This is a genomic window from Arcicella aurantiaca (assembly GCF_003148625.1).
GTDB classification, from domain to species: domain Bacteria; phylum Bacteroidota; class Bacteroidia; order Cytophagales; family Spirosomataceae; genus Arcicella; species Arcicella aurantiaca.
This window is the reverse complement of record NZ_QGGO01000002.1, coordinates 286,888-306,390: the sequence shown is the minus strand read 5'-3', so window position 1 is coordinate 306,390 and position 19,503 is coordinate 286,888. Positions and strand designations below refer to the sequence as shown.

Here is a 19,503-nt window from a genome sequence, read left to right as displayed (position 1 = left end):
ATCAATATTCCTTCAAAACCTCTCTCGCAATCACGATTTTCTGAATTTCAGAAGTGCCTTCACCAATGGTGCAAAGTTTAGAATCACGATAGAATTTTTCTACTGGAAAATCCTTGGTGTAACCATATCCTCCAAAAATCTGAACGGCATCTGTTGAAACTTCCACACAAATTTCTGAAGCATAAAATTTTGCCATCGCTGCCTCTTTTGTCATGCTTGTACCTTCCATTTTTAGAGCTGCTGCTTCACGAGTCATTAATTCTGCGGCGTGTACTTTTGTTGCCATTTCAGCTAATTTGAAGCTAATTCCTTGAAAATTAGCAATTGGTTGTCCGAATTGTTGGCGTTCTTGAGCATATTTTGCCGCCGCCGACATAGCACCTTTGGCAATTCCCAAGGATAATGCCGCAATGGAAATCCGTCCGCCGTCCAAAATCTTCATGGCTTGTTTAAAACCATCGCCCTCTTCTCCTAAACGTGCTGAAATTGGTACTCGGCAATCTTCCAAAATAACTTCAGCCGTTTCAGAAGCCCTCATGCCCAATTTATTCTCTTTTTTGCCGTATTTTAAGCCAACATTACTACGTTCAACAATAAAAGCGGTCGAATTATTTTTTGCTCCAATTTCTCCCGTGCGGGTCATTACTACCACCACATCACCAGATTTTCCGTGTGTTATCCAGCATTTAGAACCATTCAAAACGTATTCGTCGCCTTCTCTACGAGCTACGCACATCATACGGGCAGAGTCAGAACCTGTGTTGGCTTCTGTCAAAGCCCACGCCCCAATCCATTGTCCTGTGGCGAGTTTAGGAAGGTATTTTTGTTTTTGTTCTTCCGAACCGAATTGTAAAATATGGTTGGTACACAAAGAGTTATGAGCTGCTACTGATAATCCGATTGAGCCACAAACCTGTGCAATTTCATCAATAACGGAAACATATTCTTGGTAACCCAAACCTGCTCCTCCGTATTGTTCTGGTACTAAAACTCCTAAAAAACCATGTTCGCCTAATTGGTGCATTAATTCTATTGGAAAAGTTTGTACTTCGTCCCATTCCATAATGTGTGGACGGATATAGCGTTCAGCAAAATCTTTGGCAGATTGACGTACTAAGGTTAATTGTTCTGACTTATACATTTTAAATTGTTGATTGAGATTGTTTTTGAATATTGTTGATGATATTAGAAAAGTGCAAAAATGTAATGAATAAACTTTTAATTGTTTTACGATTAATTATTGAGTTTTAAACAATTTTAATGCCCTGTTTCTTAATATTGTAATGTAATTTCTTAAAATATTTTTATTATGCAAGATAATTTATCAAGTTCCATAGTGGTAGAAAATGCACAAAAAGGAGTCTCGAGAATCATTTTTAGTAATTCTCCAAGTAATTCTATGCCCATTGATTTATTGCAAGAATTAGTAATGACCATTGAAAATTTGGGGGAAGATGAAAATGTACAAGTGATTATTTTGCAAAGTGGGGGAGAGCGTACTTTTTGTTCGGGAGCGAATTTTGAGCAATTATTGCAAATTAAGGACGAAAAATCAGGAGAAATATTTTTTAACGGCTTTGCAAAAGTTATTAATGCGTGCCGAAAATCTCCTAAAATTATCATCGGAAGAGTACAAGGAAAGTCTGTGGGTGGTGGCGTTGGCTTGGCGGCTGCGACAGATTATTGCTTTGCTACGCAATTTGCGTCTATAAAATTGAGTGAGCTAAATATTGGAATTATACCAGCCGTGATAGAACCAGCCGTTGAGCGAAAAATCGGACTTTCGGCATTTTCAAAACTGACTTTTAATCCAAATGATTTTTTTTCGGCAGAATGGGCAAAGGAGAACGGACTTTTTATGGAAGTTTTTGAAGACATCAAGTCGATGGACGAAGCCGTAGAAAATTTAGCAAATCGTCTCACAACTTACAATCCAGAAGCATTAACAACATTAAAGCGTGTTTTATGGAAAAATACCGACAATTGGGACGAACTTTTGGCAGAAAGAGCAGAAATAAGTGGACGCTTGGTTTTGAGTGAGTTTACGAAGCGGACTTTAGGAAGAAAGTAACACAGACTTTAGTCTGTACTTTTAATTTACAGACTAAAGTCTGTGTTACGTTAAACCTTCAAAAAATTCTCAATAATTCTTTGTCCTTCTTTTCCACTAATTTCCGTATGAAATTGGGCTGCGTAAAAGTTGTCTTTCTGTAACATTGCCGAAAATGGTTGAACATAGTCGCAAGTAGCAACGGTATATGGGCTCAATTCTGCGTAATAGCTATGAACAAAATACATAAAACTGTTTTCGTTCAAGCCTTCAGTCAAGCCATTTTTGAAATTGTAAATATTGTTCCAACCCACGTGTGGTACTTTGTATTCGCTTGATTGAAAGCGTTTTACGTCAATATCAAAAATACCCATACAAGTCGTATCGTTTTCTTCTGAGTGACGGCACATCAATTGCATTCCTACGCACGTACCCAAAACAGGTTGTGTAAGTGACGGAATCACTTTGTCCAAACCTTTTTCACGCAAATAACTCATGGCAGTGCTTGCTTCTCCTACACCTGGAAAAATCACTCGGTCGGCGGAACGAATTTCTGTTTCGTCGTCTGTCCAAAGATAATTTACTCCAATTCTGTCCAAAGCATACATCACCGACTGTACGTTACCTGCGTTATATTTTATAATTACTGTTTTCATTTTCGAGAGTACAAAGTATTTAAAGGCACAAAGTTACAAAGTGTTCAAAGACAAAAAATAAAAAAGTTACAAAGGAGCAAGGTTGTTTAGACACTTTGCTCCTTTGTAACTCTGTTCCTTTGATACTTTATAAAACTACAAATTCATCAATGATTCTCTTCTACGCATTTTTCCTGCTGGAATACCAAACATCATTTTGAAACGACGGCAGAAATATGCAGTATCTTTATAACCTACATCAGCACCGATGGCACGAATAGATTTCTTAGAAGTTCTTAATAAACCAACGGCAGCTTCCATTCTTTGATATTCGATATAATCTTGCGGATTGATACCTGTCAACATTTTGAAATACTGTCCAACATAATCTTCAGAAACGTTGGCAACGTTAGCCAAAACTTTGTTCGATAAATCTCCGCCGATATTGTCTTTAATATAAGCAAAAATATCAATTAATCTTGGGTCTTTGAAATACGTACTGTTAGTAGCTAATTGCTCAACAAATAAACGGTTTTTAATGATATAACGAATGATTTCGATAACGATTTCTTCCGTTTTAATCTTAATAACACGTCCTTTCCCTAAATCATCCGTCATATCTTCTTTCAAGATTTCAGCTAACATAAATGCCAACTTGTCATCTTTTTTGATTAAGAATGGAGGAATATCAAGAGAAGTGAAGAAATTCACCGAGTCAAAAACTTTAGCTTCAAAAGCAACCATCCCGAAAGAGTTTTCGATTTGACCGATTTTTGCAGGCTCAAGATTTGGCTCAAAATATAGTTCACGATGAGTCATAAACTCTTCGTTTGAAATAGCTTTTGGTCTATCTGCGTTTCCGTAAGTTACAGAAAGCATTTTGCCGCCAGGAATAAAAAGCATATCGCCAACCTCTGCATGAACTGCTTCTTCTCCGAATGAAACTTCACCATTGTACAAAATCAAGAGTGTGTTTTCAACATCATAGAAGTTTTTAATACGGATAGGTTGTAATATTCTAATGTTGCGTGACTTTATAAACTTCACACCGAGCGACTCAATTATCTTATTATAATCTTCCATCTTTGCGGCTTTTTTTAATTATATTCAGTTATACTATGTTTAATTTTGGACAAAACTAATAAATCCATGTAAAATTCCAAAATATAATTAAAAAAAGTGTAAAATACTTATTGAATGGATAGCTTCACTTTTGAATAATATTTTATTGTAATATCCTAAGAATGGAGAATATTAAAGATAACGTTTCGTAAAATGATTATTTGTAGTTTTAAAGGAAATTTGGAAAAAGATTGAAGTATTTTGAGAAATCTCTGAAATCAAAATGAAAGAGAATCTTGTAATGGAAGGTTTTGGGAAATGAAAAAGGCGGAAAAATTGTTGAGTTTTCCGCCTTTTTCTTGAATTATTTTAAAATTTCTCGAGCTATTACCATTTTCTGTATTTCGGAAGTGCCTTCGTAAATCTGAGTGATTTTTGCATCTCGCATTAATCGTTCGACATGAAACTCTTTGACAAAACCATAACCTCCATGAACTTGCACGGCTTCGACAGTTGTATCCATGGCTACTTGCGAGCAAAATAATTTTGCCATCGCTGCCGACTTCACATAGTCTCTATGATTGTCTTTGTCTAAAGCTGCTTTGAAACATAATAAACGTGCGGCTTCGATATTAGTTGCCATATCCGATAATTTGAATTGAATCGCTTGGTGTTCACAAATTGCTTTTCCGAAAGATTTTCGTTCTTTTGAATATTTCACCGCTAATTCATAAGCCCCCGAAGCAATGCCTAATGCTTGCGAAGCAATTCCAATACGTCCACCATTTAGGGTTGACATCGCAAACTTGAACCCAAAACCGTCAGCTCCTATTCTATTTTCTTTTGGAACTTTCACATCGGTAAACATTAACGAATGAGTATCAGACCCACGAATTCCTAATTTCTGTTCTTTTTTGCCAACTTGGAAACCTTCCATTCCCTTTTCAACAATGAGGCAATTAATTCCTTTATGTCCTAATTCTGGGTGAGTTTGAGCCATTACTAAATACACACTTGCACGCCCGCCGTTGGTTATCCAGTTTTTTGTTCCGTTTAATAGATAATAATCACCCATATCTTCGGCGGTTGTATGTTGGGAAGTTGCATCAGAACCAGCTTCGGGTTCTGACAAAGCGAATGCTCCAACAATTTCACCTTTCGCCAAAGGCACAAGATATTTTTGTTTTTGTTCTTCCGAACCGTATTTTTCTAAACCATAGCAAACCAATGAATTATTTACCGAAACAATTACCGAAGCCGAAGCATCAATTTTTGAAAGTTCCTCCATCGCCAATACATACGAAACGGTATCCATTCCGCCACCGCCATATTCTGGAGCCACCATCATTCCTAAAAAACCTAATTCTCCCATTTTACGAACTAACTCTTCTGGAAAATATTCCTTGTCATCTCTTTCAATGACATTTGGTAATAATTCTGTTTGAGCAAAATCTCTTGCCGCTTGTTGAACCGCTAAGTGTTCTTCTGTTAAGTCGAGGTTTAATCCTTCTAATGCCATCGTACTCATGTTTTTTCAGGTTTTAGGTTTTAGGGATTAGGTTTTAGATGTTAGTTGTTTATCGTAGTAACTAACCCTATAACCCAATACCTAACACCTATTAAAAAGTTTTCAAATATACAAAATAGTATGCTTGCATAATAAATTTGTATAATTTTTTTAAAAAATTGTTATATTGCAATGATTATTTTAGTGATACAGGCTTTAATTTGTATGAAATATGACAGACTTTTGTCTGTGTTACTTTTACTTAAACGATAACATGAAAATTCAATTTCACGGGGCGGCTCAAAGAGTTACAGGCTCTAAACATTTAATAATTACAGAGAAAGGGACAAAAATTTTATTGGATTGTGGATTGTTTCAAGGATTAAATACACAGGAGTTAAATCAAAATTTTGCTTTTGACCCCTCTGAAATAGATTATTTAGTGCTTTCTCACGCTCATATCGACCATACGGGTTTATTGCCACGATTAGTTAAAAAAGGTTATACAGGAAAAATTTTCTGTACTTCTGCAACAAAAGATTTATGCTCAATTCTTTTGGGTGATTCTGCCCGAATACAAGAATCGGACTTAGCCAGAATTAATAAACGACGTGCAAAACGTGGGGAAACTGTCTTGGAAAACTTATATTCGCAAGAAGATGTAGAACAGACACTTAGCCAAATGGTGGCGGTCAATTTTAGAGAAATTTTTTGGCTGAATGATGAAGTGAGTTGTTACTTCACTGATACGGGACATATCTTAGGTTCAGCGGCTGTTTCATTGACTATTAAAGAGAATGAGAAGGAAATAAAACTGTTTTTCTCAGGAGATATTGGTCGCCCGAATGATAAAATATTAAATTCTCCAGAGGCTTTTCCACAGGCGGATTATATTATTTGTGAATCAACTTATGGGTCAAGATTGCACGAAACAGAAACAGATGTTAAAGCTCATTTGAGAGAGATAGTTCAAAAAGTATGTGTTGAACAAAAAGGGAAATTATTGATTCCCGCATTCTCTATTGACCGTACACAAGAATTAGTTTATGCTCTCGACCAATTAGAAAATGAAGGAAAATGGCCTGTAATCAAGGTTTTTGTAGATTCACCGTTGTCGGTAAATGCTACACAAATTATGAAAAACCATCCAGAGTGTTTTAATCCAGAGGTGTTGGCATATTTGAAAAAAGGAGATGGTGACGCTTTCGGATTTCCTAATTTATTTTATATTTCTTCGACGGAGGATTCTAAAAAATTAAATGAATTAGATGAGCCGTGTATTATCATCTCATCGTCGGGAATGGCAGAAGCTGGACGGATAAAACACCATATCGCCAACCACATTGAAGATATTCGTTGTGCTGTGCTTTTGGTAGGTTATACATCGCCTGATAGCTTGGGAGGACAACTAAAAGCTGGGGCAAAAAAAGTCAATATTTTCGGGAAAGAATTTGATGTAAGAGCCGAAGTTATCGTAATGGATTCATTCTCTGCTCATGCCGATTACCAAGAAATAATACAATATTTGTCATGTCAGGATAAATCAAAAATTAAGGAAATATTTTTGGTACATGGAGAGCTTGACGTACAAACTATTTTCAAAGAAAAGCTTTTGAAAGAAGGATATTCCAAAATTTATATTCCTGCACATCAAGAAGAAGTAATTATATCATAAACATTTCCGTTACATTTAAAGTAATAAAAACATCGTTTTGACTTTTAATTTTGGTCTGGTTGTTGTATTTTAGAAACTATAAAATAAAAAATAACCACTCAATGGATTATGTGGTTAAAAGATTAGATTTTTTGTTGAAAATCAGTAACTTGCAATAAAAATATTCATAACAACCCAAAACAACTGTAAATTAATAAAGCTACTAAAACTTTAATTAACCTAAACCATGAATCCCTTAGAGTAATGAGCCTTGCCAGAAACTCTATTCATGTAATGTAAAACAATGGAAAACTCAATTAAGAATTCAGCCGATTATGGCTACTGTAAAGACGGTAAAGTCTATTTAAAAGGCTACTCTGAATACGAAGACCGACAGATTGGTGTAGTCAGAAATACCGAAGAAGAAGCATTACAATACTTTATTAATCGCTTCTCTATTGCCGAAAACAAAGTAAGCACCCTATTTGAACAAGTAGAAGAGGCCCAAAACAAAGGGTCGTATCTAACGAAATTACTTCAACTACGCAAAAGCCTCACAGAATTTGACGGTTTAGGAAACTTCATCCCTTTGCTTGAACGCTTAGACGGATTGGAGCTTGAATTGAGAGAATTGATTTTGAACAATCAAATCAAAAATCTTGAAATTAAGAAAGCTTTAATTGAAGAATTGAAAGAGGCGGGACAAATTGAAGATTGGGCAGTTGCGACTGAAACCATTATGGAAATTAAAACCAAATGGTTGAAAACTGGTCCAGTTGATAAAGCTCTTCAGGATGGAGTAGAAGGAGAATTTAATGAAATCGTTGATGAGTTCTTTGTTCGTCGTCGTGAATACTATTCAGAGAAAAATAGAATTATTGATGAAAAATTGGCAACGCTTCAACGTATCGTAGATGATGCTCGTAATTTACGTTATGAGAAAGATGTTGATGTTGCTTTTGAAGTTATCAAAAACTTGCAACGTGAGTGGAAAACAATTACTAACGTTCCACCGAAGAAACAAAGTATGCTTTGGAAGCAATTTAAGCGTTCAAATGACTTCTTCTTCGAGCGTTATAACCGTGAAAAAGGTATTGTTGCAACAGTAAGAATTGACCCACGTGTACAGCAAATGAAGGAAATGACTACTGAATTAGAAAGCTTATTCAAAATTCAGTCGCAAATTCCATCAACTTCTGAGAAAGCAAAAGGTTATTTAGTAAAATGGAAAGAATTGGCAGCACAAACTAAAAATCTCGACCGTAACATTGCCGAGCGTTTCAGAAATGTTTGTGATAAGATTTTTGAAATGAACTACCTTTTACGTGTAATCAGCTATCGCCACCCAGCTTTAGATGATAAACCAAGAGTGGAGCAATTGAAAATTATGATTAACCAAATGGATTACATGACTAAAAAAGAGAAAAACGAATTGGATGCTTTCATTACGGATTCTCAATATAGCGGTCAAATGGGTGATAAATTGGTGATGAATAAAATCAATACACAAAAACGCAAAATCTCAATGAAAGAAACCCTTTTAATCGAATTCAAGAAAGAACTTGAAATTTTATTAGGTCAATAATCATTTAAGAATATTTAAAATCCTTCTCAATTCAAAATTGAGAAGGATTTTTGTTTTTAGTAGGGTTTGGGATTTAGGGGTTAGGATTTTGTATTATCATGAGCTTGATTATCAAATTCATGGCAATCATAATTCTTAAATAGTCACTGTACTTACTTATATGAATTTTCAAATTTATTGGGTAGCTCCACAAAATATATAAATGGGAATAAGGACTCTACCAGTTTCTAATCACCAATAACTAATTCCCCACTTAAACCTTCCTATTAAAAACGTGTCTTATTGAAAATATTTAAGATATGAAAATAGATAATCAGATAAAAGTTGAGCATTTATTTATGCGAGCAGGTTTTGGTGCTACGCCTGCTCAAGTGAAGGAATTTGGAAAGAAATCTCCTGATAAAGCCTTAAAATTTTTATTGAGCAATTCTGAAAAAGCAATTCCTTTATTGGTGGTAGAAAATGAAGATAAAGAAGTTATCAGAAAGAAAGCTTTAAAGACTTTATTAGAATTAAAGGGTGCTTCTGAAAATGAAATAAAAGAAAAATTAAAAGAAGCGAGAGAGAAAATCGCAGAATTGAATTATTTGTGGATAAATAGAATGGCATCGGGAGAAGGAATGCTTCGTGAAAAAATGACCTTATTTTGGCACGGGCATTTCGCTTGTAGAGGAAGAAGACCGCTAACTGTTCAAATTCAACATAATGTAATTAGAGAAAATGCTTTGGGAAAATTTGGAGATTTACTTTTGGCAGTTTCAAAAGACCCAGATATGTTGCAATTTCTTAATAATCAGCAGAATAAGAAGAATTCGCCAAACGAAAATTTTGCTCGTGAAGTAATGGAATTGTTTACTTTGGGGCGAGGAAATTATACTGAAAATGATGTAAAAGAAGCGGCAAGAGCTTTTACAGGTTGGACTTCCAATTTGCAGGGAGAGTTTGTTTTTAGACCTAATCAGCATGATAATGGTCAAAAGACTTTTCAAGGGAAAACGGGTAATTTTAACGGAGAAGATATTTTGAAAATTATCCTTCAAAATCCTCAAACTGCTACTTTTATTTGTACTAAAATTTATCGTTACTTCGTAAATGAAAATGCTGATAATCAGTTAGTTGATAAAATGGCAAAACGTTTTCATTCAACCGATTATGATATTGCTGATTTGATGGAATACGTTTTTAAAAGTGATTGGTTTTATAACCCTGAAAATATTGGTACAAGAATAAAGTCTCCTGTTGAATTATTGGTTGGTTTACAACGAAATTTTGGGATTGATTTTCAACAAAGACAAGCTGTTTTGTTTATTCAAAAATCATTGGGACAGGTTTTATTTTATCCGCCAAATGTTGCGGGTTGGTCTGGTGGAAAAAATTGGATAGATTCTTCAACTTTAATGACAAGGATGAAATTACCCGAAATCATTTTTAAAGATTCTGAAATCAATTTTAAACTTAAAGATGACGGTGATGTTAATACCGAAAACCTCAGTAAAAAAGTAAATAGAATGCAGGCAGCGATTAACTGGTCGGCATTTCAAAATGAATTTTCGGAAGAAGATGTACCGACAATTATTGAAAAATTGTCTTCTTATTTATTGCCCAGACCATTATCTCTTCAGCAAAAAGCGTTTATTCAGCAAAAAATAGATGGAAAATCAGGTATTGAGTTATTAAAAATGGCTTCGCAAAGTATTACATCATTACCAGAATATCAGTTGTGTTAAAAATATTGGCTTTTCTTTTGCAATCATGTTGCAAATTATTATTTTTGCAACATGATTACAACAATGAACCATTCGCACGACAATAATAAGATAGAGAAGTTGGGTTTTTACCTTTCGGTGGCTTGTGCAATTCACTGTATCGCAACGCCTGTTTTAATAACTGTGCTTCCATTTTTAGGGAGTAGCTTAGTCAATCATTCGTGGGAGATTTGGTTTATTGGTGGAAGTTTGATTTTGGCAGGAACGCTTTTATATACTGATTTTCGTAAGCATCAAAACTATTTGCCTTTGGTATTATTAGGTGCAAGTTTATGTACTAAATTGATGGAGATTTTGTGGTTAGGAGAGAGTTTAGAATTTCTTACAGGCAGTATTGGTGCATTATTTATTGCTGCTGCATATTACTTTAATTGGAAATATAAAAAAGCTTGTAACTGTTAATTTATAAGAAGTTAGGGGTTAGTTGTTATTATAGTTTTTTAACCCCCAACCCCCAAAATTCCTATTTAGAAAGTTCGGTTGCTCTTTTTTGTGCTGCAAAAATACCTTCTTTGAGGTTTTGAGCTAATAAACCCTCTTCAAAACGTTTCAAGGCTGCTTCTGTCGTTCCTCCTTTTGAAGCAACAGCTTTAATTAATTCATCTAAACTTTTCTCGGAATTATTAATCAAATGAAACGAACCTAACATTGTTTGTTTCACTAATAATGAAGCCATTGAGTCTTCAAACCCTAATTCTTTTCCTGCTTCAACCATTGCTTTTACTAAGTAGAAGAAATACGCAGGACCACTTCCACTCACTGCTGTAACAGCATCTAAAAGGCTTTCATCTTCTAAGAAAACGGCTCTTCCGGTTGAGTTGATAAGGTTTTCTACTTTCTTTAATTGACTTAAAGTAATATCTCCTGCTGCCGAGAATGCCGTCATACCCATACCTAATAATGCAGGTGTATTAGGCATTGCACGTACTACTAAATTATGATTGAGGGATTCTTTGATTTTATCAATTGAAATACCTGCCATGATGCTCAAAACCAATTGGTTAGGCTGGATAACAGACGCAAGCTCGTCTTTTAAGGAAGCGAAATCTTGTGGTTTAACCGATAAAATTATCAAATCATATTCTCCGAGTTTAGGAGAAATAGTATCAATGACAACGCCTGCTTTTTCTTGGCGAAGAGCTTCAGCACGTTCGGCATTTTTTTCAATCAAAAAAAGGTTTTCTTTTTTTACTAATTCGTATTGGATGAATGACTTGGCAAATGCCATACCCATATTTCCTGCTCCGATGATGGCTACTTTCATGTTATTAGATGATAGATAATAGAGTTTAGATGATAGTGTTTATCGCTTTGCTATTTCTGATTCTCATTATCTTTTTTAATTGTTTTTAGATTAGTTTTGGCTGTTTTTATACTTGAATTAAGCAGTTTTTGTAATTCTTCGCAATCAAGGAGAAAAGAGTTGGCTAATTTAGTATCTATCAAATTGCTATCTCTCAAAAGCATAATCCAATAATGTGTTTCGTTCGCTTTTTTATTGGAAATAGCTAATTTATGAATAAAATCTGCTTTGCTTTCTGCACATTCAGCTTCACGAATTAACGCCCCAATAGCGGTTCCGCTTCTCAATATTTGTTTTGAAATAACATATTCTTGTTTTTCTTTCGACAATAACTGATAGAGTTTGATTATTCTTAAAGCAAAAGAATAGCTTTTGTGATTGGCTATTTTATTAGTCATTTCAATTAATTTTTAAGTGTAAAGTATAATCTCTATGATGAACTAAGTGTAAAACAATAACTCTCTATTCTCTTTTCTCTAAAATCTATCTTCTGATTACCTATTTCAATACTTCTTCTAATTTCCTTTCTAAGTCGTCTCCTCTTAAAAATTTAGCTATAATTTTTCCTTCTTTGTCTAATAAAAAGGTAGCAGGAATGGCTTGTACGCCATAAGCGGCGGCGGCGGCGGAGTTCCAAAATTGCAGGTCTGAAACATGATGCCAAGGTAATCCGTCTTTTTCAATGGCTTTTACCCATGATTCTTTTTCTTGGTCGAGACTTACTGAGAAAATATCAAAACCTTTGTCTTTGAATTTGTAATACATTCTTACCACATTTGGATTTTCTTTTCTACATGGCCCGCACCAACTTGCCCAGAAGTCAATCAGTACATATTTTCCACGAAGTGAAGAAAGTGCTAATGTGCTATCTGAAGGCGTTTTCATCGCAATTTCGGGTGCTTCAGAACCTACATCTACACCTTTCAAACGCATAATTTGCTGATGAAAAGTCTTGATGTGTATGTTAGGAGAATTTGGTTTTTCTGCCTTGAATCTTTCTGAAACTTGCGTTAAGGTTTCTAAATCATTTTCTGGATTTAAGAAATTGCCTGCCGTCCATAATGCTACCAAATTTGTTCCCATTTCTGGAATCATTGCTTTGATTTTATTGACATTAGCTTGCTGTGCGGCTTGAAAATCATTTTGGATTTTCTGCAAAGTGGCTTCGTCTTTTTTGGCTTGAGCGGTTGCTACTTGTTTATTCCAAGTTTCTACTTTGGCCTGTAAGTCGGTATTCAGTTTTAAGATTCTATTAAAATATTCAATATTCTTAGAATTGCCTGTTATTTGGAATGTACCACGTTTGTTGGGTAAATCCATTCCGTCGGCAATTATATTAATTGTTTCGCCTCCTTCTAAGATTAATAAAATCTTTTGGCTCAATTCCATTCCGAAGAAATTGAGTAAATAATAACCACCGCCATCAATAATATTTGCATTGAATTTGAAGGTTTTATCGACAGCAACATTGGCTGAATCCATCGTTACGGGAGTTCCTCTGCCATTGATAAATTGTAGATAAACTTTTTTGTCGGGAACAACATTGTTGACCTTTCCCGTAATAGCCACAGGTTTACTGCCTTGCCCGAAAGTAATGGTAGAAATCATGGCGAATATTACGCCCAAAAATAGCTTTTTCATATATGTAATACGGACAGCCTTGTCCGTCAAAAGAGTAATACTTAATTTATGTTTACGGACAAGGCTGTCGATGCGTCGAACCGTCCGTTTTACATTTCTAATGTTTTTTGCAATAATGCCGTTGTAACTTTTGGGTCGGCAGAACCTTTTGACTTTTTCATGATTTCGCCCATGAACATTGCTAAAAGTCCTTTTTTACCCGATTTGTATTCTTTTACTTTAGCAGGATTATTTGCTAAAACCTCATCAATTAACGATTGAAGTGTATCGGTATTGCTTTGCTGAATTAGATTCTTTGCTTCGGCAATTTGCAAAGGTGTTTTGCTCGAATCTTGTACCAACTCTGGGAAGATTTGCTGTGCGGCAGTTGACGTACTTACTTTTCCTTCGTCAATCAGATTAATCAATGCTCCCAAGCGTTCGGGAGTAACGGTTAATTGACCAATTTCTAAATTATTATCGTTTAAGTAAGATTTCACCGTACCCATAATCCAGTTGGAAACCGCTTTGTAGTTTTTGGTAAACTGAGAAGTTGCTTCAAAATATTCTGCTACTTCACGAGTTTCAGTCAAAACGTTAGCGTCGTATTCTGGTAAATTATATTGCTTCGTAAATTTCTCAAAAAGCTCCCAAGGCAAAGCGGGCATCATGTTTTTCACTTCCGAAAGCCATGCTTCTGAAATAGTCAAAGGCACTAAATCTGGTTCAGGGAAATAACGATAATCGTTTTGGGTTTCCTTTTCACGCATACCCGAAGTACGTCCCGTTGCAGGGTCAAAACTACGAGTTTCTTGAATTAATTTCTCTCCATTTTCTACGGCATCAATTTGTCTAACCACTTCATATTCAATAGCTTTTTGGATAAAACGCATTGAGTTCATATTCTTGATTTCAACTTTTGTACCAAATACTTTGCTACCAACAGGCATTACCGAAATATTGACATCACAACGTAGCGAACCTTCTTCCATGTTTCCGTCGCAAATACCTAAATAACGAACCAATTTACGAACCTCATTCATAAAAGTAGCGGCTTCTTCGGCAGATTTAATTTCGGGTTCAGTAACCATTTCAATTAATGGCGTTCCAGCACGATTGTAGTCAATCAAACTATCAGTTGAACCCTCTGCATGAAGCGATTTTCCAGCGTCTTCCTCTAAATGAATATGATGAAAACGAACTGTTTTTTCGCCCGTCGAAAGCTTTACCTTCACGCCACCACCCATACAAATTGGGGTTTTATCTTGCGTAATTTGATAACCTTTTGGGAGGTCAGGATAGAAATAATTTTTACGGTCGAAATATTGGTTTTCAGTAATTTGAGAATTGCAAGCCAAACCCATTTTGATGGCATATTCTACTGCTTTACGATTGAGTTTCGGAAGCGTACCTGGATGTCCGAGCGTAATAGGTGAAATATGCGTATTGGGCAAACCGCCAAAAGAGGCAGCATCAGCCGCAAAAATTTTACTTTCAGTCTGTAACTGAGCGTGTACTTCTAAGCCAATAACGACTTCGTATTTATCTCTGATTTCTTGTTTCATTCTAAAATAATAATTCTGATTGATAAGCTATTTGTGGTTCATTTAATAGAAATTGGTCAAGTTGTGTTTTTTCACTAAATCCACTCAGCTTTTGCTTGTATATATTTCTTATTTTTAAGTCCTCAATTTCTATTTTTCTGTTCTTACTGATTTCTAAAAAATCTAATTGTTGGTCTATTCCCAAAAATCGTCTATTTGTTAAATTTGCGGCAATTCCCGTAGTGCTACTTCCTGTAAAAGGGTCGAGTATCCATGCGTTTTGTTTAGTTGAAGCTAATATAAGTCTTGTTAAAACAGATAAAGGTTTTTGTGTAGGGTGTTTACCACACGATTTTTCCCAAGGAGCTATAGCTGGTAACGTCCAAACATCTTTCATTTGTTTATCTCCATTCAACCTTTTCATAAGTTCATAGTTGTAAAAATGTGGTGTTTTTACATTTTTACGAGCCCAAATTATTTGTTCAGTTGAATGGGTAAAATACCTACATGAAAAATTGGGAGGGGGATTTGTTTTTTCCCAAGTAATAATATTCAGTATTTTAAAATCTAATTCTATGAGAATCTGCCCAATAGAGAAAATATTGTGCATTGTCCCACTTATCCAAATTGTTCCATCTTCTTTCATTTTGTCTCGAACTAATGAAAGCCATTTTCTATTAAAGTCGTGTATAAAAGTGAGCCCTTGAGATTTATCCCAATCTCCTTTATTTACACTAACAATTTCCCCGCTTTGAATAGATAATCCTCCATTTGATAAAAAATAAGGAGGGTCTGCGAAAACCATATCAAATTTATGCTCGAATTGTGGCAATAGTTGTGTAGAATCACCTTGAAGGAGATTAAAGTTTTTATCAGTAGAGCTAAAGAAAGGTATAATCATTAATTTACAATAGAGTCTTTAAGTCAATATTGGGTATAATTTGAGAGTTAGTGTACTTCTTTTTAAAGTAAAATGCTCTTCTCCTTGCTTTTAATATTCCACCCTTTCCGTCAGGTGCGTTTGTTACATCTTGATTGTTCGCTCCTTTTGTTTTAGGTTCAATATATTCGCCCATGCTACATGATAATTTATCACTTAAGCCATTTATTATGTATGATTGTATTGCTTCCCAATCTCTCTGAAAAATCTGTAATTTATACTCATTTGGATGATCAATAAAGTAGTCAATGATTTTATAGTCATCTTGATTAAGTGACTTGCTATTTTCTTTAGCTAAGTAAACAATCCAAAAAGTTAGGGTAATTTTTTTTCTGATTTTAGCTGTTTCCCACTTTTCATTTGCTACTTCAAAATAGTTTATCATCTGAATTTGAGTGGGTTCTTTTACTTTTACTTCACCATTTCTATTTTTTTGAATAGGTAAAATTTTAACTTCACAACCAATTTCAGGAATATCGGCATCTGCGTTATTGTTATTTTTAATTCCTAATAATGTTTCAACAATTAAACCTGATGCCCCTTTTTTCATATTGGTTCTCTCATGGTTTAATAATGACTTAATTTCACCAATAGTCTTACCTTTTGATTCTTCAATTATTTTAAAAAGGGGTGTTAATATTGTTATGGCTTTACTACTAAGCATATTCTAAAATCATATTAAAATTTGTGATTAATAACTCATTTAATTCTCCTCTTCTTGAAGCATTTGCATTAATACTTCTTTTGGCTTTCACCCTCTTGATTAAGAAATTATCATATATTTTATCAAAGAAATCATTGTTTGTATTTTCTCCACTAACGTCTGAATTACTTAATATCCATTTGTGTTTTAAGATATTTAACTTTGAACAAAAATCTCTTAATCTTATTTGTTCATTATCATCAAAAACATCTTTTGCATAAGAATTGAAAGATGAAGTATTACTTAATGGTTTGTAAGGAGGGTCAAAATAGAATAGAGAGTTTTTTTCAGCATATTCTAACGACTTTTCATAATCCCCGTGTATTATTTCAACTTTCTTTAAGACTTCACTCACCGCCAATAAATTAACGTCGTCACAAATTGTAGGCATTTTATAGGCACCCATAGGTACATTAAACACATTCTTTTGATTAACACGATACAAACCATTAAAGCAAGTTCTATTAAGGAAAATAAATAATGCAGATTGGATAATTTTATCCGTTTGCCTCAAATTATAAATGTCTCTTTTGTTATAATAGTATTGCTTTTTCTCTTCTTCTTTTGTTTCTAAAGAATGATACTCGTTTTGAAACTGATAGAGAGTAGAAATCAATTCTTTGGGATTTGATGCAATAACTTGGTAAGTATTGATTAAATCCTCATTAATATCACAAATGACAGCTTTTTCTAATTTCGGGAAATTGTTGAGCATCCAAAACAATACAGCCCCACTACCCACAAATGGTTCAAGATAAGTAAAATTATGACCCATCATTTCGTAAGGTAAATTTTTCTCTATTTCTCCGATTAATTGAGTTTTACCTCCTGCCCATTTTAAAAATGGTTTCGCTACTTTATTTTTCAACCTTTATTATTTGCTATCATGAAAATATCCACAAAGATAACAAAACCTCCTTGATAATTATTGATAGAAAATTTTACCTTCATTCCAACCGTTTTAAAGTAAATTGAGTCTTTATAAAAATGAAGATTGAAATGTTATAATTTCTTTGGAAACCGAAGCTCAACTTATACAAGCCTGTTTACAAAATGACCGAAATGCCCAACGAAAGCTATATAATGCCTACGCAGGGCGAATGTTGGTCGTGTGTAACCGCTATGCCCAAAGTCAAGCTGAGGCTGAGGATATTTTGCAAGAAGCTTTCATCAAGATTTTCCAAAATTTAGACAAATTTCGTGCAGAAAGTACATTAGGGGCTTGGATTAAACGAATTGTGGTGAATACCGCTATCAATCAAATACGCTCGCAACAACATTTTCAGGATATGGGGGATATTCAAGATTATGAAAATCAGATTAGTGATTTTCAATCGGGGATAGAAGGAATCCATTTTAAGGAATTAATTGAAATGATTCAAAAACTACCAAAGGGTTGTCAGACGGTTTTTAATTTATTTGCCATTGAAGGATATAAACACAACGAAATTGCCGAAATGTTGAATATTTCAGAAGGAACTTCAAAATCGCAATATGCACGAGCAAAGGCAATTTTACAGGGAATTTTATCAGTGAAATGAATATAGACGATTTACAACATAATTCTTTCGAGGAGCAATGGCAAAATGCCTTTGATGATGCTTCTATGACTCCTCCAGAGGGAGTTTGGGAGAAGATTGAGGTAAGTTTAGACAACAATATTCAACCAAAATCAGGGAATCAAACCTATTATTGGGGAGCCGTTTCTGCATTGATTTTAAGCATTGCATTGTGGTATTTTGTTGGAAATAAAGAGGAAATAAAACCATTTCCAGCAATAGAAAATAAGCGAGTTGTTGTAGAGAAAAAAGAAGAAATTTTGTCTAAAACGAATGAAATAATAGCTATTAAACCCAAAGAAAGAATAGCTACTCCCAAAGTAATTATTCCCAAAGAAGAAACAATTGTTGAGCCTCAAATAGTGGAAATACAAACTGAAAAGGTAGAAAAAATACTCATAGATTCAGTTGATTTTATTACACCAATTTCACCAAAACAAATCCCTTTGGATTTTACGACTACTACACCAGACTTACAACATGAACAAACACCTTATTATGAAAAACCAAAGCCTAAACCCAAGAAGAAACCTATCTTTAGAAATGTTAGAATTTCGGGTGGAATAGGGGTTTATCAGTAAAAATAAGGATTAGTTTTTAGAAAAAATATACTCAATTTAAAAATATATAACGATGAAAATAGCAACTTTTTTAATGTTTTTCATGGCAGTGTTGTCAATTAAATCTTGCAAAAAAGATGATATAAATATTGCTGAATCCACTTTGGCAACATCTTCCGACTATCTTGTTTTTGGGTATGTGGGTTTAGGAAGAATTTGTGGAGCAAATGTCATTTATAAAATTGAGCAAGGAAAATTATATGCTGATACCTCAAGAGTATTTTGCAAAAATCAAGAAAACTATCAGTTTTCGGGCTATCAATTGCCAGATAGCGAATATCAAAAAGCTAAGGTTTTTGTAAGCAGTTTTCCCGCTGAATTAACGAAAGAATCGAGCAAAACTTTTGGTTGTCCAGGTTGTGCCGACGGTGGAATGTTTTTTATTCAATTAAAAGTTAGTGGACAAGAAATTAAAACGTGGCGAATTGATGATGCTGTTTTTAGAAGTGATAATGATGTAATCAATCAGCCATTCCCTGCTTATTTAGCTAAATATGGAAAAACCGTGGCTGATGTTTTTTCTGAAATTAAATATTAACATAAACTATAAACTCACCCGTAAACAAAATGAAAACGCTTTTTTTGAAACTCTCTATTGTTGGTTTTGTACTATTTTCTTCTTGTACTAAAAATGATGATATTACCAATGTTTCAGACGAACAAAAATTAGTAAATCTGGCAACAGAAATAGATTTATTCGCCAAAAATAAAACTTGTGCAGGTGGCGACGATTGTAAGGTAATTGAAATGGGGGCAAGACCATGCGGTGGTCCTTCCAGATTTATCATCTATGCTTTATCTAAAACAGATGAAAAGCAATTGACAGAGAAAATAACAGCTTATACCAATTTAGAGAAAGAACTGAATGTAAAGTACAATAAAATGGGTACTTGCGAAGCATTAATTCCTCCAACCGTTAATTGTCTGAATGGAGTTTGTACTTCAAATTAATTAA

Annotated in this window: 20 protein-coding genes; 9 read left to right on the top strand and 11 right to left on the bottom strand. The window is 34.4% G+C overall.

Features of this window, described 5'->3' with window-relative positions; translation table 11 throughout:
• Window position 1: 1 nt before the first annotated feature.
• Window positions 2–1,141, bottom strand: a complete 1,140-nt coding sequence (locus LV89_RS02995) for an acyl-CoA dehydrogenase family protein (protein WP_109741371.1) — start codon at window positions 1,139–1,141, stop codon at window positions 2–4.
• Between the two features lie 168 nt (window positions 1,142–1,309).
• Between LV89_RS02995 and LV89_RS02990 the strand changes: the two genes are divergently transcribed.
• Window positions 1,310–2,071, top strand: a complete 762-nt coding sequence (locus tag LV89_RS02990) for an enoyl-CoA hydratase/isomerase family protein (protein ID WP_109741370.1) — start codon at window positions 1,310–1,312, stop codon at window positions 2,069–2,071.
• Window positions 2,072–2,121: 50 nt separating this feature from the next.
• On the opposite strand, the gene hisH is transcribed toward LV89_RS02990, so the two are convergent.
• The 3 genes from hisH to LV89_RS02975 form a co-directional block, all read right to left on the bottom strand.
• Entirely contained in the window at window positions 2,122–2,706 is a 585-nt protein-coding gene (hisH, locus tag LV89_RS02985) for an imidazole glycerol phosphate synthase subunit HisH (RefSeq protein ID WP_109741369.1), read from the bottom strand.
• Window positions 2,707–2,841: 135 nt separating this feature from the next.
• Window positions 2,842–3,768: a helix-turn-helix domain-containing protein gene (locus LV89_RS02980; RefSeq protein ID WP_109741368.1), complete on the bottom strand. Its 927-nt coding sequence runs from the start codon at window positions 3,766–3,768 to the stop codon at window positions 2,842–2,844.
• Window positions 3,769–4,111: 343 nt separating this feature from the next.
• Window positions 4,112–5,266 (bottom strand): acyl-CoA dehydrogenase, encoded by a 1,155-nt coding sequence (locus LV89_RS02975; RefSeq protein WP_374755128.1) that lies wholly within the window; start codon window positions 5,264–5,266, stop codon window positions 4,112–4,114.
• Between the two features lie 262 nt (window positions 5,267–5,528).
• Here LV89_RS02975 and LV89_RS02970 point away from each other — a divergent pair, with 262 nt between their 5' ends.
• From LV89_RS02970 to LV89_RS02955, 4 genes are all read left to right on the top strand, one after another.
• Window positions 5,529–6,929, top strand: a complete 1,401-nt coding sequence (locus tag LV89_RS02970) for an MBL fold metallo-hydrolase RNA specificity domain-containing protein (protein ID WP_109741366.1) — start codon at window positions 5,529–5,531, stop codon at window positions 6,927–6,929.
• Window positions 6,930–7,212: 283 nt separating this feature from the next.
• The gene (locus LV89_RS02965; RefSeq protein ID WP_109741365.1) at window positions 7,213–8,493 is read left to right on the top strand and encodes a DUF349 domain-containing protein; all 1,281 of its coding nucleotides are present in this window, start codon (window positions 7,213–7,215) and stop codon (window positions 8,491–8,493) included.
• A 299-nt stretch (window positions 8,494–8,792) separates the two neighbouring features.
• Window positions 8,793–10,220: a DUF1800 domain-containing protein gene (locus LV89_RS02960; protein ID WP_109741364.1), complete on the top strand. Its 1,428-nt coding sequence runs from the start codon at window positions 8,793–8,795 to the stop codon at window positions 10,218–10,220.
• A gap of 51 nt (window positions 10,221–10,271) precedes the next feature.
• Window positions 10,272–10,661: a MerC domain-containing protein gene (locus LV89_RS02955; protein WP_109741363.1), complete on the top strand. Its 390-nt coding sequence runs from the start codon at window positions 10,272–10,274 to the stop codon at window positions 10,659–10,661.
• Between the two features lie 61 nt (window positions 10,662–10,722).
• On the opposite strand, the gene proC is transcribed toward LV89_RS02955, so the two are convergent.
• From proC to LV89_RS02920, 7 genes are all read right to left on the bottom strand, one after another.
• Window positions 10,723–11,523, bottom strand: coding sequence for a pyrroline-5-carboxylate reductase (proC, locus tag LV89_RS02950; protein WP_109741362.1), 801 nt, complete (start codon window positions 11,521–11,523; stop codon window positions 10,723–10,725).
• A gap of 50 nt (window positions 11,524–11,573) precedes the next feature.
• A complete protein-coding gene (locus LV89_RS02945) occupies window positions 11,574–11,960 on the bottom strand; it encodes a four helix bundle protein (protein ID WP_109741361.1) in 387 nt (128 codons plus the stop codon).
• Window positions 11,961–12,060: 100 nt separating this feature from the next.
• Window positions 12,061–13,203 carry a TlpA disulfide reductase family protein gene (locus LV89_RS02940; protein WP_109741360.1) on the bottom strand — a complete coding sequence of 381 codons (1,143 nt, stop codon included), beginning with the start codon at window positions 13,201–13,203 and terminating at the stop codon, window positions 12,061–12,063.
• A gap of 89 nt (window positions 13,204–13,292) precedes the next feature.
• Window positions 13,293–14,747 carry an Asp-tRNA(Asn)/Glu-tRNA(Gln) amidotransferase subunit GatB gene (gatB, locus tag LV89_RS02935; RefSeq protein ID WP_109741359.1) on the bottom strand — a complete coding sequence of 485 codons (1,455 nt, stop codon included), beginning with the start codon at window positions 14,745–14,747 and terminating at the stop codon, window positions 13,293–13,295.
• A gap of 1 nt (window position 14,748) precedes the next feature.
• Window positions 14,749–15,627 (bottom strand): DNA-methyltransferase, encoded by an 879-nt coding sequence (locus tag LV89_RS02930; protein WP_109741358.1) that lies wholly within the window; start codon window positions 15,625–15,627, stop codon window positions 14,749–14,751.
• 4 nt (window positions 15,628–15,631) lie between these two features.
• Window positions 15,632–16,330, bottom strand: a complete 699-nt coding sequence (locus LV89_RS02925) for a MutH/Sau3AI family endonuclease (RefSeq protein WP_109741357.1) — start codon at window positions 16,328–16,330, stop codon at window positions 15,632–15,634.
• Window positions 16,323–17,237: a DNA adenine methylase gene (locus tag LV89_RS02920; RefSeq protein ID WP_109741356.1), complete on the bottom strand. Its 915-nt coding sequence runs from the start codon at window positions 17,235–17,237 to the stop codon at window positions 16,323–16,325. The genes LV89_RS02925 and LV89_RS02920 overlap by 8 nt, the downstream gene beginning before the upstream one ends.
• 145 nt (window positions 17,238–17,382) lie before the next feature.
• Between LV89_RS02920 and LV89_RS02915 the strand changes: the two genes are divergently transcribed.
• From LV89_RS02915 to LV89_RS02900, 4 genes are read left to right on the top strand one after another with little or no spacing between them, the layout of a single operon-like run.
• Window positions 17,383–17,910 (top strand): RNA polymerase sigma factor, encoded by a 528-nt coding sequence (locus LV89_RS02915; protein WP_109741355.1) that lies wholly within the window; start codon window positions 17,383–17,385, stop codon window positions 17,908–17,910.
• Window positions 17,907–18,509, top strand: coding sequence for a hypothetical protein (locus LV89_RS02910; protein ID WP_109741354.1), 603 nt, complete (start codon window positions 17,907–17,909; stop codon window positions 18,507–18,509). The genes LV89_RS02915 and LV89_RS02910 overlap by 4 nt, the downstream gene beginning before the upstream one ends.
• Window positions 18,510–18,561: 52 nt before the next feature.
• A complete protein-coding gene (locus LV89_RS02905) occupies window positions 18,562–19,086 on the top strand; it encodes a hypothetical protein (RefSeq protein ID WP_109741353.1) in 525 nt (174 codons plus the stop codon).
• Between the two features lie 29 nt (window positions 19,087–19,115).
• Complete coding sequence (locus LV89_RS02900) at window positions 19,116–19,499, top strand: hypothetical protein (RefSeq protein WP_109741352.1); 384 nt, start codon at window positions 19,116–19,118, stop codon at window positions 19,497–19,499.
• Window positions 19,500–19,503 lie beyond the last annotated feature (4 nt).

Coding starts and splice junctions, on each gene's coding strand:
- LV89_RS02995 (WP_109741371.1), bottom strand. CDS start 1,141: ATGTATAAGTCAGAACAATTAACCTTAGTACGTCAATCTGCCAAAGAT.
- LV89_RS02990 (WP_109741370.1), top strand. CDS start 1,310: ATGCAAGATAATTTATCAAGTTCCATAGTGGTAGAAAATGCACAAAAA.
- hisH (WP_109741369.1), bottom strand. CDS start 2,706: ATGAAAACAGTAATTATAAAATATAACGCAGGTAACGTACAGTCGGTG.
- LV89_RS02980 (WP_109741368.1), bottom strand. CDS start 3,768: ATGGAAGATTATAATAAGATAATTGAGTCGCTCGGTGTGAAGTTTATA.
- LV89_RS02975 (WP_374755128.1), bottom strand. CDS start 5,266: ATGGCATTAGAAGGATTAAACCTCGACTTAACAGAAGAACACTTAGCG.
- LV89_RS02970 (WP_109741366.1), top strand. CDS start 5,529: ATGAAAATTCAATTTCACGGGGCGGCTCAAAGAGTTACAGGCTCTAAA.
- LV89_RS02965 (WP_109741365.1), top strand. CDS start 7,213: ATGGAAAACTCAATTAAGAATTCAGCCGATTATGGCTACTGTAAAGAC.
- LV89_RS02960 (WP_109741364.1), top strand. CDS start 8,793: ATGAAAATAGATAATCAGATAAAAGTTGAGCATTTATTTATGCGAGCA.
- LV89_RS02955 (WP_109741363.1), top strand. CDS start 10,272: ATGATTACAACAATGAACCATTCGCACGACAATAATAAGATAGAGAAG.
- proC (WP_109741362.1), bottom strand. CDS start 11,523: ATGAAAGTAGCCATCATCGGAGCAGGAAATATGGGTATGGCATTTGCC.
- LV89_RS02945 (WP_109741361.1), bottom strand. CDS start 11,960: ATGACTAATAAAATAGCCAATCACAAAAGCTATTCTTTTGCTTTAAGA.
- LV89_RS02940 (WP_109741360.1), bottom strand. CDS start 13,203: ATGAAAAAGCTATTTTTGGGCGTAATATTCGCCATGATTTCTACCATT.
- gatB (WP_109741359.1), bottom strand. CDS start 14,747: ATGAAACAAGAAATCAGAGATAAATACGAAGTCGTTATTGGCTTAGAA.
- LV89_RS02930 (WP_109741358.1), bottom strand. CDS start 15,627: ATGATTATACCTTTCTTTAGCTCTACTGATAAAAACTTTAATCTCCTT.
- LV89_RS02925 (WP_109741357.1), bottom strand. CDS start 16,330: ATGCTTAGTAGTAAAGCCATAACAATATTAACACCCCTTTTTAAAATA.
- LV89_RS02910 (WP_109741354.1), top strand. CDS start 17,907: ATGAATATAGACGATTTACAACATAATTCTTTCGAGGAGCAATGGCAA.
- LV89_RS02905 (WP_109741353.1), top strand. CDS start 18,562: ATGAAAATAGCAACTTTTTTAATGTTTTTCATGGCAGTGTTGTCAATT.
- LV89_RS02900 (WP_109741352.1), top strand. CDS start 19,116: ATGAAAACGCTTTTTTTGAAACTCTCTATTGTTGGTTTTGTACTATTT.